Origin of the sequence: Enterococcus sp. AZ078, assembly GCF_051714985.1 — a bacterium.
Taxonomy (GTDB): Bacteria; Bacillota; Bacilli; order Lactobacillales; family Enterococcaceae; genus Enterococcus_B; species Enterococcus_B hirae.
Genome location: NZ_JBIOSW010000001.1, coordinates 2,296,540 through 2,311,848, shown reverse-complemented (window position 1 = coordinate 2,311,848; position 15,309 = coordinate 2,296,540). Strand labels below are relative to the sequence as shown.

11 protein-coding genes and 1 other annotated feature are annotated in these 15,309 nt (G+C 38.4%); of the genes, 9 read left to right on the top strand and 2 right to left on the bottom strand.

Features of this window, described 5'->3' with window-relative positions; all coding sequences use genetic code 11:
* Nucleotides 1-76 precede the first annotated feature (76 nt).
* Nucleotides 77-317 (top strand) — a binding site (T-box leader).
* A gap of 47 nt (nucleotides 318-364) precedes the next feature.
* The 5 genes from IGJ18_RS10815 to IGJ18_RS10795 all read left to right on the top strand — a co-directional run bounded on the left by IGJ18_RS10815 (nucleotide 365) and on the right by IGJ18_RS10795 (nucleotide 6,299).
* On the top strand, nucleotides 365-3,010 hold the full coding sequence (locus IGJ18_RS10815) for a valine--tRNA ligase (RefSeq protein ID WP_096710025.1): 2,646 nt from the start codon (nucleotides 365-367) through the stop codon (nucleotides 3,008-3,010).
* A 215-nt stretch (nucleotides 3,011-3,225) separates the two neighbouring features.
* A complete protein-coding gene (locus IGJ18_RS10810; RefSeq protein ID WP_438843311.1) occupies nucleotides 3,226-4,539 on the top strand; it encodes a bifunctional folylpolyglutamate synthase/dihydrofolate synthase in 1,314 nt (437 codons plus the stop codon).
* A complete protein-coding gene (locus IGJ18_RS10805) occupies nucleotides 4,529-5,185 on the top strand; it encodes an HAD family hydrolase (RefSeq protein WP_010718726.1) in 657 nt (218 codons plus the stop codon). Before IGJ18_RS10810 ends, IGJ18_RS10805 begins: the two co-directional genes overlap by 11 nt.
* Nucleotides 5,186-5,242: 57 nt before the next feature.
* Entirely contained in the window at nucleotides 5,243-5,935 is a 693-nt protein-coding gene (radC, locus tag IGJ18_RS10800; RefSeq protein ID WP_034698946.1) for a RadC family protein, read from the top strand.
* 163 nt (nucleotides 5,936-6,098) lie between these two features.
* Nucleotides 6,099-6,299, top strand: coding sequence for a cold-shock protein (locus IGJ18_RS10795; protein WP_010718724.1), 201 nt, complete (start codon nucleotides 6,099-6,101; stop codon nucleotides 6,297-6,299).
* A gap of 165 nt (nucleotides 6,300-6,464) precedes the next feature.
* Here the strand turns inward: IGJ18_RS10795 and rnjA are convergent, their stop codons facing one another.
* Nucleotides 6,465-8,147 carry a ribonuclease J1 gene (gene rnjA, locus IGJ18_RS10790; protein WP_010718723.1) on the bottom strand — a complete coding sequence of 561 codons (1,683 nt, stop codon included), beginning with the start codon at nucleotides 8,145-8,147 and terminating at the stop codon, nucleotides 6,465-6,467.
* A 1-nt stretch (nucleotide 8,148) separates the two neighbouring features.
* Entirely contained in the window at nucleotides 8,149-8,361 is a 213-nt protein-coding gene (locus tag IGJ18_RS10785; RefSeq protein WP_010718722.1) for a DNA-directed RNA polymerase subunit epsilon, read from the bottom strand.
* Nucleotides 8,362-8,748: 387 nt separating this feature from the next.
* On the opposite strand from IGJ18_RS10785, the gene efrA reads away from it, so the two are divergent.
* From efrA to IGJ18_RS10765, 4 genes are all read left to right on the top strand, one after another.
* A complete protein-coding gene (gene efrA, locus IGJ18_RS10780; RefSeq protein ID WP_010738063.1) occupies nucleotides 8,749-10,479 on the top strand; it encodes a multidrug efflux ABC transporter subunit EfrA in 1,731 nt (576 codons plus the stop codon).
* Nucleotides 10,476-12,242 (top strand): multidrug efflux ABC transporter subunit EfrB, encoded by a 1,767-nt coding sequence (gene efrB, locus IGJ18_RS10775; RefSeq protein ID WP_438843310.1) that lies wholly within the window; start codon nucleotides 10,476-10,478, stop codon nucleotides 12,240-12,242. The genes efrA and efrB overlap by 4 nt, the downstream gene beginning before the upstream one ends.
* Before the next feature lie 520 nt (nucleotides 12,243-12,762).
* The gene (locus IGJ18_RS10770) at nucleotides 12,763-14,235 is read left to right on the top strand and encodes a lectin-like domain-containing protein (protein ID WP_207426806.1); all 1,473 of its coding nucleotides are present in this window, start codon (nucleotides 12,763-12,765) and stop codon (nucleotides 14,233-14,235) included.
* Nucleotides 14,236-14,782: 547 nt separating this feature from the next.
* A complete protein-coding gene (locus IGJ18_RS10765) occupies nucleotides 14,783-15,271 on the top strand; it encodes a gamma carbonic anhydrase family protein (protein ID WP_010718718.1) in 489 nt (162 codons plus the stop codon).
* Nucleotides 15,272-15,309 lie beyond the last annotated feature (38 nt).

Sequence of the window (15,309 nt, the reverse complement as noted above, 5' to 3'; positions counted from 1 at the left end):
CTAAAGAGGTACTATTTGGGGAAATACGATTCTTACCGTCTTTTATTGACTTTAAAATTGAACCATTGTAAAATGAGGCATGACGTTGATCAAGAGGAGTAACTAGTTACAGCCTTTTAGAGAGAGAACGAGATGGTGGGACGTTCTTAGGAGAGACTAGTGAAGGTAGCTTGGGAGTTTTTATCTTGAACCCTTTATCGTGTACAGCAAACCGATAAAACCTAGAGATAAACGAGTCGTGATCGTTAACTCACATGAGAGGTAGTAGGAAACTGCTACAAATTAGGTGGTACCGCGTAAATCAATACGTCCTAAAATACGAAAGTATTTTAGGACTTTTTTTATTTTTAAGGAGGACATCAGTATGACGGAAGAAAAAAATCTATCAACAAAATACAATCCGCAAGAAGTTGAAGCTGGCCGTTATGAAAAATGGTTGGAACAAGATTTGTTCAAACCAAGTGGCGATCAGAAAGCAAAACCCTATTCAATCGTAATCCCCCCACCAAATGTCACAGGAAAACTTCACTTAGGACATGCCTGGGATACGACTTTACAAGACATGCTGATTCGTCAAAAACGGATGCAAGGCTTTGATACCTTGTGGTTACCTGGGATGGACCATGCTGGGATCGCTACACAGGCAAAAGTAGAAGAAAAGCTTCGTCAACAAGGAATTTCGCGTTATGACTTAGGACGTGAAAAATTTGTGGATCAAGTATGGGAATGGAAAGAAGAGTATGCAAGCCATATCCGTGAACAATGGGCAAAAATGGGCTTATCTCTCGATTATAGTCGTGAACGTTTTACACTAGACGATGGCTTGTCAGAAGCTGTTCGTAAAGTATTCGTGACACTTTATGAAAAAGGCTTGATTTACCGTGGTGAATACATCATTAACTGGGACCCACAAGCACGCACTGCTTTATCGGATATCGAAGTGATCCACAAAGAGATTGAAGGTGCTTTCTACCACATGAGCTATGAACTGGCTGATGGTTCGGGTGTAGTGGAAATTGCAACGACTCGTCCAGAAACTATGTTGGGTGACACAGCGATTGCTGTACACCCAGAAGACGAGCGTTATCAAGCGTTGATCGGCAAAAAAGTAATTTTACCATTAGTAAATAAAGAAATTCCGATTATTGCAGATACGTATGTTGATATGGAATTTGGAACAGGCGTAGTGAAAATTACACCTGCGCATGATCCAAATGACTTTGAGGTAGGTAACCGTCATGATCTGCCACGTGTAAATGTGATGAACGAAAATGGAACGATGAATGACTTAGCTGGAAAATATGCAGGTATGGATCGTTTCGAAGCACGTAAAGCGATTGTCTCTGATTTGAAGGAAATCGGACGATTGATCAAAATTGAAAAAATGATCCATAATGTTGGGCATTCAGAACGTACGGGAGTAGTCATTGAACCACGCTTGTCCACACAATGGTTTGTTAAAATGGCTCCATTAGCTGAGAAAGCAATGAAAAATCAAGAGACTGATGATGCAGTTGAATTTTTCCCACCACGTTTTAATCAAACATTTTTACGTTGGATGGAAAATGTTCACGATTGGGTTATCTCTCGTCAATTGTGGTGGGGACACCAAATCCCGGCTTGGTACCATAAAGAAACGGGTGAAATGTATGTAGGGATGGAAGCTCCAGAAAATAGTGAAGAGTGGGTACAAGATCCAGATGTATTAGATACTTGGTTTAGTTCAGCGTTATGGCCTTTTTCAACGATGGGATGGCCAGATGAAAATAGTGCTGATTATCAACGCTATTTCCCAACAAGCACATTAGTAACTGGCTACGACATTATCTTCTTCTGGGTTAGTCGAATGATTTTCCAAAGCTTAGAATTTACAGATCGTCGTCCGTTTGAAAATGTTTTGATTCATGGGTTGATTCGGGACGAGCAAGGACGTAAGATGAGTAAATCTCTTGGAAACGGCATTGACCCAATGGAAGTGATTGAAAAATATGGCGCTGATGCCTTACGTTGGTTCTTATCAAACGGTTCAGCACCTGGTCAAGATGTCCGTTTCAGCTATGAAAAAATGGATGCAGCTTGGAATTTCATTAATAAAATTTGGAATGCTTCACGTTTTGTTATTATGAACAGTGAAGGCATGACAGTTGAAGATATTGCGCTAACTGGCGAGAAAACTGTGGCAGACCGCTGGATCTTGACACGTCTAAATGAAACGATCGCTAAGGTTACTGAACTCTTTGATCATTTTGAATTTGGGGAAGCTGGGCGTCAGTTGTATAACTTTATTTGGGATGATTTTTGTGACTGGTATATCGAGATGAGTAAAGAAGTCTTGTATGGTGATGATGCTGTCTCAAAACAAACAACACAAAGTATTTTGGTGCATACGTTAGATCAAATTTTGCGTCTATTGCATCCAATTATGCCATTTGTTACTGAAGAAATTTGGCAACACATCCCACATCAAGGTACTTCTTTAGTAGTTGCTGATTATCCGGTGGTTCATCCGGAATTTAATGATGAAACAGCTTCAAAAGGGATGGAAGTACTCAAAGAACTAATTCGTTCCGTACGTAATATTCGTTCTGAAGTGAATACACCATTATCAAAACCAATTACATTAATGATTAAGATCAATGATCCGAAAATCGGTCAATTCTTAACAGAAAATACCAGCTATATCGAGCGTTTCTGTAATCCAGAAGAGCTAACGATCTCAAGTGAAATCGTTGCGCCTGATCTAGCAATGTCAGCTGTATTGACAGGGGCAGAAATTTTCTTACCATTAGCAGGTTTGATCAATATCGAAGAAGAAATCAAACGGTTAGAAAAAGAACTAGCGAAATGGACAGATGAAGTGAAACGAGTACAAGGAAAATTAGGCAATGAACGCTTTGTTGCCAATGCGCCAGCAGAAGTGGTTGAAGCAGAGCGGGCAAAAGAAAAAGATTATTTGGACAAACAAGCAGCAGTTACAGAAAGAATCCGCAGCTTAAGAACAATCCAGTAATCTGACATTCGAACAATCGTACAAATGCAAAAGAGAGCGGAAAGTAGTTGAAAAACATTTCCGCTCTTTTTTTAAGTAAAAAGCAAGACGTCAGCACAAATAAGTAGAATCAGAATTGGCTATTCAGTATCTCTTCTTCTTTTACATATACTACGTCTTTTTCTGTGTTTCCGCTTGCTTTTTGCTATAATAAATATGGAATGGGGGAAACGTTGATGAAAATAGAAGAAGCAATCGCCTGGATCCATAGCCGCTTGCCATTTGGCTCTCGTCCGGGACTAGATCGAGTGGAGGCATTATTAGAGATAGTCGGGCATCCAGAAAAACAGGTGAAAACGATTCATATCGCAGGAACCAACGGAAAAGGTTCGACGGTTACGTATCTGAGATGTCTACTAGAAGAAGCAGGTCTGACAGTGGGGACATTTACTTCTCCGTATATTGAATCTTTTAATGAACGAATCTCGATCAATGGACAAGAAATTCCAGATCAAGACTTAATCAAGCTTGTACAAAAATACCGACCACTTGTTGAACATTTGGATCGATTTGAAGCAGTTGCCGGAATCACTGAGTTTGAAACGCTGACAGCAATGGCATTTGATTATTTTTTGTGTCAAAAAGTCGACGTTGCTATTATTGAAGTTGGGTTAGGCGGTTTACTAGACTCAACAAATGTTGCCGTACCATTACTTACAGGAATCACCACGATTGGCTTGGATCATACGGATATTTTAGGAGAAACAATTGAAGAAATTGCTGCCCAAAAAGCAGGAATAATCAAGCAAGGGGTTCCTGTCGTTACGGGAAATATCGAAGAAAGAGCTTTAGAAGTAATCAAAATACAGGCTAGACTAAGAAATGCCCCCCTTCATATTTTTGGCGAAAACTATCAAGTTACTTATCAACATCCAGCTGAGCAATGGGGAGAAGTATTTTCATTTCATAATGAGCATGGAAAAATGACCTCGCTTACGATTGGCATGATTGGACAACATCAGACAGAAAATGCTGGTATGGCAATTGAACTATACCAAGTTTACTGCAAGATGACAGGAATACCATTTAGTGAAAAAGAAATTCGCAAAGGGCTGAAAAAAGCGCACTGGCCTGGACGAATGGAAAAATTAAGTGAAGAACCTTTTGTTATTTTAGATGGCGCTCATAATACACATGCAGTCAGCCGTTTGGTTCAAAATTTGAAGAAAGAGTTCAAAGATTATCGGATCAATATTTTATTTTCTGCACTAAGTACAAAAGATGTAGAAGCAATGCTAACCCAATTAAAAGCAGTTCCTAATGCGCATTTGTATTTAACGACGTTTGAACACCCGAAAGCATTGGATTTAAGCACCGTGACTGATCTTGTAGATGAAACAGTTTCACTTGTTTCATTATGGCAATTTGGTTTAGCTGAAATATTAGAAAAAATGACCAATGAAGATGTCTTAGTGGTTACAGGTTCCCTTTACTTTATTTCCGAAGTACGAACACTATTGTTACAGTTAGGAGGAAAAAATGAATTATAAAGCTGTCATTTTTGACATGGATGGGTTACTCTTTGACACAGAAATCGTCTACTATGAAGCCTCGCAAATGGTTGCTGATCAAATGGGCTTTCCTTACGACAAAGAATTGTATTTGAAATATCTAGGTGTATCAGATGAAGAGGTTTGGGCAAATTATCATCAGATCTTTGCAAGTTTTGGGAAAAACAATGTCCAAAAATTCATTAATGATGCTTATGAAGAAACGATCAGACGGTTTTCTTTAGGTGCAGTGCAATTAAAACCAGGAGTAATCGAATTACTGGATTTTTTAGAAGAACACCGAATACCTAAAGTTGTCGCTTCTAGTAACCAACGTCATATTATTGAGCTATTATTGGAAAAGAACCAACTGACAAACTATTTTGAAACGATTGTTTCGGCAGAAAATGTCAAACGTGCTAAGCCCGATCCAGAAATTTTTTTACTAGCCCATGAATATTTAGGAACAAAAAAACAGGAAACATTAGTTCTAGAAGATTCTAAAAATGGGATACTTGCAGCTGCAAGTGCGGAGATCCCAGTGATCATGATCCCAGATTTGCTGGCTCCTTCAGAAGACTTGCAACAAAAAACGTTAGCAGTTTTATCTTCTCTGCACGAAGTACCAGGATATCTAAAAAAATAAAAATAGCTCCCCCCTTTTTTCGTATCTTATTAGTGAGAAGAAGAAAGGGGGGATTTTATGGAAAAAAATTTGCTGGATGCTGTGCCAGCAACCTCACTTCCAAGGGAGCGAATGTTGCTTTACGGAGAGAAAGCACTCTCTGATCAAGAATTACTTGCTATTTTATTACGCACGGGACAGCATCCCTATAATGTCTTGGAACTAGCAGGTAATTTGTTGAAAACATTTGGTGGACTTGCACTGTTAAGACAGGCAACGCTGTCGGAGCTGGAAAAAATACGAGGAATTGGTCAGGTTAAGGCTCTTGAAATCAAAGCACTGATCGAGCTAGGAAAAAGAATCCAAACACAGCATGTAGCGGTACAACCCACGATCCATGCCAGCTATGAATTAGCGCATCAATTGATCATAGAATTAAAGGATCACAAACAAGAACATTTGATTTGTATTTATTTGGATACTAAGAATCAAGTATTGTTGAAAAAAACGCTATTTATTGGTTCCCTGGATCAAACGATCGCACATCCAAGAGAAGTGTTCCATTATGCTGTTCGATATTCTGCAGCGAGAATTATTTTAGTTCATAATCATCCATCGGGGAATGTTCTTCCATCTAAACAAGACTTGCTTTTTACTAAAAGAGTTCAAAAATGTGGGGAGATGATGGGAATCGATGTCTTAGATCATTTGATCATTGGATGCAAACAGTATTTTAGTCTGAGAGAGGAGGGATTGATGGAAGAGGAATAAATTGAATAAGTGGAAGTAGCTTTCTTGCAAAAAAAAAGAACCAAGTGTACAATTGTATTGTAATTTTGTTTGGGAATAGAAGTTGAAACATCTGTTGCACCTCTATCGTACGCGAGCAATGTTACAATCAATTAAGTGCTTAGGCACGAGGAGGGTATTATTAATGGAAAACGGAACAGTTAAATGGTTCAACGCTGAAAAAGGATTTGGTTTTATTTCACGTGAAGACGGAAGCGATGTTTTTGTTCACTTTTCAGCTATCCAAGGTGACGGATTCAAAACTTTAGAAGAAGGTCAAGCAGTGACTTTTGATGTTGAAGAATCAGATCGTGGCCCACAAGCTGCTAATGTTGAAAAAGCTTAAGTAGAGCGAGTAAACTAAATAAGTGTTGTTCACCTATTTAAACATGTTAAGAGCGTAAGTGATTACGCTCTTTTTTGTTACAAAAAAACTTATAATGGACAACTGCGCCGAACTTTACCCATCTATGTAGGTAGTCGGCGCATGTAGCCATTATAAGTTTTTCATTTATTTTTCTTCATCAGGTGTCATGACCATTGGAAGGATCATTGGATGTCTTTCTGTTCGTTCAAATAAGAAAGGTTGTAAAGCGCCTGTCATGGCTTCTTTCAGTTTATGTTCAGAGCAATCAGGAGCATTTAACACTTCACGCAATGCATGGAAAAGGATGCGTTGCGCCTCATTGATCATCTCACCTGATTCACGCATATAAACAAAGCCACGTGATAAAATATCAGGTCCCGCTAAAATTTCTTTCTTTTTGATGTCGACAGTAGCAACTGCCAGAACTAGTCCTTCTTCAGATAACAAATGACGGTCTCTCAAAACAACATTTCCAATGTCACCGATCCCGCTACCGTCGATATAGACGTCACCGGCAATAAAATGTCCGGCTGGACGAGCGGTTTCGCTAGTCAAAGCCAACACATCTCCATTTTCCATAATAAAGCAATTTTCAGCAGGTACACCAGTATCTTGAGCAAGGGAAGCATGGATCTTCAACATTCTGAATTCTCCGTGGACTGGAACAAAGTATTTAGGCTTCATCAAACGAAGCATCAGCTTTTGTTCTTCTTGACCACCGTGTCCAGAAGTATGGATATTGTTGATTTTCCCATGAATGACTTCTGCACCAGCTTCAGATAATAAATTGATCAAATGGTTGACGCTGGTAGTATTCCCAGGAATTGGTGAGCTTGAGAAAATGACGGTATCATCTGGTTGGATCTGGATTTGGCGATGGGTACCATTAGCAATACGACTTAAAGCAGCCATCGGTTCACCTTGAGAACCAGTACATAAGATCATCGTTTCATTCGCAGGTAATCGATTGATTTCATGTGCATCAACGAAGGTTCCTTCTGGGACTTTGATATAGCCTAAACGTTGGCCGTTAACGATCGCATTTTCCATACTGCGTCCAAAAACAGCAATTTTTCTGCCGGTAGCAACCGCTGCATCTGCTGCTTGTTGTAGACGGAAGATGTTTGAAGCGAAGCTGGCAAAAATGATCCGACCTTCGATTTTCTCAAAAATCTTTAGGATCGAAAGACCAATCGTTTTTTCTGATTTTGTAAATGTTGGGATCTCAGCATTTGTACTGTCTGATAGCAAGCAGAGTACGCCTTCTTCACCGATCCGTGCCATTTTGTGCAGGTTAGCAGGTTCACCGACTGGGGTGAAATCAAATTTAAAGTCACCTGTTGCAACGATATTACCAGAAGGTGTTTTTACAACGACACCCAACGCATCAGGGATACTATGGGTTGTTCTAAAAAAGCTGACCGATGTTTTTCTGAAACGAATCACGGTATCTTCATTGATTTCATGCAATTGTGCATCTCTAAGCAATCCATGTTCATCCAACTTATTGGTAATCAGTGCAAGCGCTAATGGCCCAGCATAAATAGGGATATTCGCTTGTTTCAACAAATAAGGAATGCCACCGATATGGTCTTCGTGTCCATGCGTGATCACCAGTGCTTTCACTTTGTGTATATTTTGAACGATATAGTTGTAGTCAGGAATTACGTAGTCAATCCCAAGCAGATCATCTTCTGGAAACTTGATTCCAGCATCAATGATGATAATCTCATCTTGGAATTGTACCCCATACGTGTTTTTCCCGATTTCACCTAATCCACCAATAGCAAAGACGCCTGTCTCATTATTTTTGATGGAAAGTTTCATTTTAAAACTCCACTAATGTGAATTCAGCATTTTCTTTTTCGTATTCTAGATGACTGCCTTCTAGAAGTTGAACGAATTCAATGTTGTATGGGGTATTTTCTTCCACTTGTTGACGTGCGTCAACATCACTATTTGCTTCAATGTAAAGTGATTTTGTTTCTTCCCGTTTAGGATTACGGATTTTTGATTCTTGATAATATACTTTGTAAATCATGTTTATGTCTCCTTTATCTGCATGTCGCAGTAATTTAGCTAGTTGATTTTTTAGACAACACAAAACGAGGGGTCAAGCCACCTGTTTTTTGATATGCTTTGATTAAAATGAGCGATTCTAATCAAAGAGACAAGCCTCGTTTTGCTTCTCTGTTCGGAAATTTTTTCAACCGTACCTTCTGTATAAATTCATACAATAGTTAATTGCTATTTTAGCATAAAAAAGTGGATAAGTATAGAAATCAACAAGGTGGAAAGGAAAAATGTTTTTTATCATTTAAATGTAATAAAAAAAATTTTTGATGAGAGAAGTGTTCTATATACTATAGGAGTGTGCTATTATTTTTATTAATAGCTAAATTTATTCTAATTAAAAGGAGATGAGAGTTTGAAGTTGATGTGGCACTATACCATGCGCTATAAGAAATATTTGTTATTAAATTTCATCTGCGTATTTGGTTTTATTTTAATTGAGTTAGGCTTACCAACGATTTTAGCTCGTATGATTGATGTCGGGATTCGTAACAACGATTTTGGTTATGTAAAACAACAAGGGATCTTGATGGTCGTGATTACTGTGGTTGGGATCATTATGAATATTCTATTAGGCTATTTTGGTTCACGGATCACGACGAACATCGTTGCGGATATTCGTGACGATCTATTCAAGAAAATCCAGAGTTATTCTCACCAAGAATATGAAACATTAGGGGTTGCTTCGTTGATCACGCGTACGACAAACGACGCTTATCAAATTATGCTGTTCTTACAAAATATCTTACGGATCGGATTTATGACACCGATGATGTTTGTTGTCAGTCTTTATATGGTTATGCGGACCAGTGTTTCATTGAGTTATTATGTGATCGGAGCTCTACCGTTTTTACTACTTTCAGTGGTTGCGATTGCGAAATTTTCTGAACCGTTATCAAAAAAACAACAGAAAAATTTGGATAAGATCAATAGTATTTTACGTGAAAATCTTTCAGGATTACGTGTTATCCGGGCATTCGTTAATGAAAAATTTGAAGAAAAACGATTTGCGAAAGTTAATGATAACTATACAAAAAGCTCGAAAAGCTTGTTTCGTTTAATGGCTGTTGCACAGCCTGGATTCTACTTCCTGTTTAACATTGTAATGGTCTTGATTATTTGGAGCGGAGCGGTTCAAATCGATGCTGGTTCTCTTCAAGTGGGGGATCTGATTGCATTTATTGAATATATTTTCCATGCATTATTCTCCTTCATGCTGTTTGCAAGTGTCTTTATGATGTATCCACGGGCAGCTGTTTCAGCAGGGCGTATCCAAGAAGCATTAGATGCCTCACCGTCGATCAAAGAAGATCCAAATGGTGTATCTGAAACAAAAACCAAAGGATATATTGAGTTTAAGAATGTGACATTTGCTTACCCTGGACATTCACAAGAACCCGTGATCCGTAATGTGAGTTTTACTGCTTCACCAGGAGAGACAGTCGCATTCATCGGTAGTACAGGTAGCGGGAAGTCAACGTTGATTCAATTGATTCCTCGATTTTACGATGTAAGTGATGGGGAAATCCTTATTGATGGCGTAGATGTCAGGGACTATCGCTTGAGTAAATTAAGAGATAAAATTGGCTTTATTCCTCAAAAAGCATTGTTATTTACTGGGACGATCGCAGATAATTTAAGATATGGAAAAGAAGATGCTACGCAAGAGGAGATGGAGCGAGCAGCTGAAATCGCACAAGCAACGGACTTCATTTCGAAGAAAACGGATGGGTATGATGAACTTCTTTCCGAAGGTGGAGCTAATTTCTCTGGAGGACAAAAGCAGCGTTTAGCGATTGCCAGAGCTATTATTCGACGTCCGGAAATCTATATTTTTGATGACAGCTTCTCGGCACTTGATTATCAAACGGATGCAAAACTTCGGGCTCGCTTGAAAAAAGAAACGACCGAATCAACGGTGTTAATCGTGGCGCAGCGAGTGGGTACGATCATGCATGCTGATAAAATCATCGTCTTGAATGAGGGAGAAGTCGTAGGTATCGGGACACACCGTGAATTATTAGAAAACTGTCCAATCTATTATGATATCGCAGCTTCGCAATTATCGAAGGAGGAATTAGCATGAAACAAACATTATCTTCCTTAAAACGATTAGCTCGATACATCAAACCTTATCAGTTAACATTTTTCTTTGTGCTGTTGTTTACTGTTTTGACGGTGATTTTCAACGTTGCTTTACCCTACGTTGTCGGATTGCCAACTACTGAGATCAGTCACAATATTGCAAACAACGAAGCGATTAATTTTTCTTATATTTTCAATTGTTTGATTTGGATCACGATCGTGGGCGTTGGTTATTGTGTTTCGCAATTACTTTCAGGTGTTTTGATGACGAATGTCGTGCAAAGTGCAATGCAAGATTTGCGAAGAGATATTGAAGAAAAAATCAATCGATTGCCTGTTTCTTATTTTGATAAAAATCAACAAGGAAATATCTTATCTCGGGTGACGAATGACGTAGACGCAGTCAGTGGAGCGTTACAGCAAGCGTTTATCGGTGTGGTGAATGCTATTTTAGGGATCACACTGGCAGCAGCGATGATGTTTTATATCCAGCCATTGATGGCGTTGATCTCGATGATCATGATTCCTGCATCTATCTGGATTTCAAAACGTGTGATCAATGCTTCGCAAAAATATTTCCAAGAAATGCAAAATTCGTTAGGGGATTTAAATGGTTATGTCCAAGAAAATATGACTGGTTTTAGTGTGTTAAAAGTTTATGGACGTGAGCAAAAAACGTTTGAAGGATTCAAACAAGTCAATCATCGATTGAAACATTATGGATTTAGAGCAGCCTTTATATCTGGATTGATGATGCCCTTAGTTCAGTTGACCGCATATGCTACTTATATCGGTATGGCTGTATTGGGAAGTTTTTACGTCATTACGGGTGTCATCGTTGTGGGGCAATTACAAGCATTTATCCAATATATTTGGCAAATCAGCCAGCCAATGGGGAATATCACACAGTTATCTTCTGTATTGCAAAGTGCATCTGCGGCTACCAGATGTGTCTTTGAGATTTTAGATGAACCAGAAGAAAAAGAAAATAAAGTGGATGTCACTTTACCAGAAACAGTAGCAGGAAATGTTTCATTTGAACATGTTGATTTTGCTTATGACCCTAAAAAACCGTTGATTCAAGATTTGAACTTTGAAGTAAAAGCTGGTCAAACTGTTGCGGTAGTCGGGCCAACCGGTGCAGGGAAAACCACTCTGATTAATTTATTGATGCGTTTTTATGATGTGAGTCATGGGGCAATAAAAATCGATGGTATTGATACTAAAACGATGAGTCGTAGTGATGTCCGCTCATTATTCGGGATGGTTCTTCAAGATGCTTGGCTCTATGAAGGGACAATTGCTGATAATATTCGTTTTGGTAAATTAGATGCGACGGATTATGAAGTCGTTGATGCAGCAAAAACAGCTAACGTTGATCATTTTATTCGGACAATGCCTGATGGGTACGAAATGGAAATCAACGCTGAAGGTGACAATGTTTCGTTAGGGCAAAAGCAATTATTGACTATTGCCAGAGCCGTGGTTTCTGATCCTAAAATCTTGATACTTGATGAAGCTACTAGTTCTGTCGATACTCGTTTAGAAGCATTGATCCAAAAAGCAATGGATCGTGTAATGGAAGGACGAACAAGTTTCGTTATTGCTCATCGCCTTTCAACGATTCGTGATGCGGATTTGATCTTAGTGATGGATCAAGGACAAATTATCGAAAAAGGAACGCATGAAGGGCTGTTAGCTCAAGGCGGATTCTATGAAAAACTGTACAATAGCCAATTTGCTGAAGATGTTGCTGATGCTTGATACCGATTAAACCAAGAGGTTGTGAAAGAAGCGAACAGCTCCGATGACAATAAGAAAGAATTTTAGAAGAGAGAGACTGAGGAAAAACTTTCCTCAGTCTCTTTTAGTATCTCTAAAAATCGAATAAACAGTGAGATAAAAGTAGCATCAAGAAATAAGAAGCACCAAGTAGGTAACGATCAACAGCAAAAAACGAGTGTTTATGCTTCTTGTTAATTTTCAGAAATCCCTTCTTATTTCTTGATGCGAAACATTTTTGTCTCACCTCTTTTTTTATTTGTTGGACTACTATACAAAATAAAAATAATAGGATCTGAGCGTTACGATAATTTTGTAGTAGAAAAAAGATCAAGGGAGGCGAAATAGCATTCAAAAATGCTTCTACTACTGGATGCTTGCTAGTAAATGAATTTTACGCGTAATTGTTTACTAAAAGAATGAAAAGAGATGGTGAAATGCAGATAGAACGGAAAAGGATAGTGTATAAAAAATAACTATATGAATGGGAGCGTTATTTATTATGAACAAAAAGACCTTTTATAAAAAAGTATGTGCAGGAACTATTGGATTAATTGGGGTAAGTGTTGTTGGATTGTCAGTAAATGCAGAAACTAGTAATGTTTTAGTCAATAAAAATATTGCTATCTCCCAAAATGTGGATCAAAATAATTTTGATTTGAAAGACATCGTCGCATTTAATGGAAGTGCCGTCCAACTTGATTCCCATACAGCTCGTCTTACTCAATCGAAACAATTTCAAAAAGGAACAATATCTGGAATCGTCTCCCTTGATATGAACTATGATTTCTTGTTGGATATGGATGTCAATTTAGGTGATAATGTAAATGGTGCTGATGGGGTAGGTGTGGCTTTCCACCAAGGAGCAATTGGCGACATTGGAGCTAATGGTGGTGGTCTAGGTATCAGAGGCCTGAAAAAGGGAATTGGATTTGAATTGGATACCTATTCTAAAGCGCCAGATAGAGATGATGCGGATACTTCTTTCAACCATGCTCAAATGGTTGGTGCTCATGGAGGCTTTGTTTCAACAGATGCCAACAGCGGATTTTTAACCGCTTTAGCTCCTATGCAACAAATTAAATTCACGCCAAATACTTTTAAAAAATTAACGTTAAAATGGAATAGCAAGCAACAACTTATTACTGCAGATTATGATGGGCAACATTGGGAATTGAAAAATCCAAACATCGATAAATCAAAGAAATATACTTTTACGATTGGAGCTGCAACAGGAGAACACTTCAATACGCATACTGTCAGAATCAATCAATTTGCAGCTGTTTTTGAAAAACCAGAGTTACATGCAAATGATATTGAAATTTTGCACGATGAGTTATTTGATCCATTTGACAAACGAATCAATCTAAGTGCTTATGATCGTGTTGACGGAGACATCACAGACAAAATCAAAGTGGTAGAAAACAACGTTGATTCCTCTATTCCTGGAAAATACCAAGTCACTTATGAAGTGAAAAATAGTGTAAATGAAGTGGCTAGAAAAACGATTAATGTAACGGTGAAAATCAATGATACTTGGCCTGACGGACAAACTGCTGGATGGAAAATGTTCTCAGGAGATGACATTGAACTAGTGAAAGACCCTGTGAATGCTTTAGTAGGTGACTATACTTTCTTTGCTGATCAGCATGCTAGTGTATATAAAATCTTTAACGGTAGTGAAGCTTTAGAAGAAAATGCAACTTATCGAGTAACCGTTTATGTGAAACCAGTGGTCGATATGTTGAGTGACCATTATGTAAAAGTGGCATTGAAGGAAGATACTTCGTCTAAAGATAGTCGTGAACTCCTTAACACCACATTGATGAGAGATGGGGTTTTAGAAGAAAAAGGATACTATCGACTTACAACTACTTTTAAAGTAAATAAAGGAGAAACAAGCCCACTAATCAATGTGGAAAACTATAAAGCTGGCTATATCGGCTCAATCAATATTTCTAAAGTAAATGGATAAAATTTAGCTACCAGTTTAGATAGCATATAGATAAAAGGAAAGAGCTTGGAACACGAAAGATTGTTCTGAGCTCTTTATTTGTGTAAAAACGAGAGGTTGAGACAAAAGTGTTCAGCATCAAGAAATAAGAAGGAATTTCCGAAAATTGACAAGAAACACAAAAACTAGTTTTTGATGTTGATTGTTACCTACTTGGTGCTTCTCAAATTTTTGGTAAATTTCGGCAAATTTTCCGAAGATGCTACTTTTGTATCACCGTGAATCAGAGGTCGTGAAAACATCGGGTAGCTCTGATGACAATAAGAAAGAATTTTTTAAACAGCTTCTCATGTTTTGAAAAATTCAGGCTTATTGTTGAGGAGTTGCTTCTTGAACGCCGTTTATTCGTTTTTAGAGATACTAGAAGAGACTGAGACAACTTTTGTCTCAGTCCCTAGAGAGTAGGCGTGCTTGAAGGGACTATGAAATAATAGCTGCCAGTCTTTTTGAAGGAGAAATCCATCTTCTGCTATAATTGGAAATAAGCCAAAAAAGGAGATGTGTAAAAATGAGTCAAAAATTTATTGCACCGAATGCAACTGTTGTTGGCGATGTAGAGCTCGCAGAATCGGTCACAGTTTGGTATCAAGCGGTGATTCGTGGGGATAGCAATACGGTTAAAGTTGGAGCAAGAACGAATATTCAAGATGGTACTGTTATTCATGTGGACCATGATGCACCAGTTGAAATTGCTGAAAATGTAACGGTAGGACATCAATGTATGCTTCATGGTTGCACCATCGAAAAGGGCGCGTTGATTGGTATGGGATCAACTATTTTGAACCATGCAGTGATCGGTGAAAATAGTTTGATTGGTGCTGGTTCTTTAGTGACCGAAGGCAAGGTCATTCCGCCCAACGTATTAGCGTTTGGTCGGCCAGCTAAAGTCATTCGTCCTTTAACGGAAGAAGAGATTGAAAAGAATCGCCAAAATATTCAACATTACGTTGAACTTGGAGAACAATATAACGAAGGAAAGTTTAAAGAACAGCATTGAAAAACCGAGCTTTCGTTCCAACTGAAAAAAGGACGATG

Bases quoted from the DNA above. Each gene is read 5' to 3' on its own strand.
- IGJ18_RS10785 (WP_010718722.1), bottom strand. From the start codon at position 8,361: ATGATTTACAAAGTATATTATCAAGAATCAAAAATCCGTAATCCTAAA.
- IGJ18_RS10765 (WP_010718718.1), top strand. From the start codon at position 14,783: ATGAGTCAAAAATTTATTGCACCGAATGCAACTGTTGTTGGCGATGTA.
- IGJ18_RS10795 (WP_010718724.1), top strand. From the start codon at position 6,099: ATGGAAAACGGAACAGTTAAATGGTTCAACGCTGAAAAAGGATTTGGT.
- radC (WP_034698946.1), top strand. From the start codon at position 5,243: ATGGAAAAAAATTTGCTGGATGCTGTGCCAGCAACCTCACTTCCAAGG.
- IGJ18_RS10805 (WP_010718726.1), top strand. From the start codon at position 4,529: ATGAATTATAAAGCTGTCATTTTTGACATGGATGGGTTACTCTTTGAC.
- IGJ18_RS10810 (WP_438843311.1), top strand. From the start codon at position 3,226: ATGAAAATAGAAGAAGCAATCGCCTGGATCCATAGCCGCTTGCCATTT.
- IGJ18_RS10770 (WP_207426806.1), top strand. From the start codon at position 12,763: ATGAACAAAAAGACCTTTTATAAAAAAGTATGTGCAGGAACTATTGGA.
- IGJ18_RS10815 (WP_096710025.1), top strand. From the start codon at position 365: ATGACGGAAGAAAAAAATCTATCAACAAAATACAATCCGCAAGAAGTT.
- rnjA (WP_010718723.1), bottom strand. From the start codon at position 8,147: ATGAAACTTTCCATCAAAAATAATGAGACAGGCGTCTTTGCTATTGGT.
- efrB (WP_438843310.1), top strand. From the start codon at position 10,476: ATGAAACAAACATTATCTTCCTTAAAACGATTAGCTCGATACATCAAA.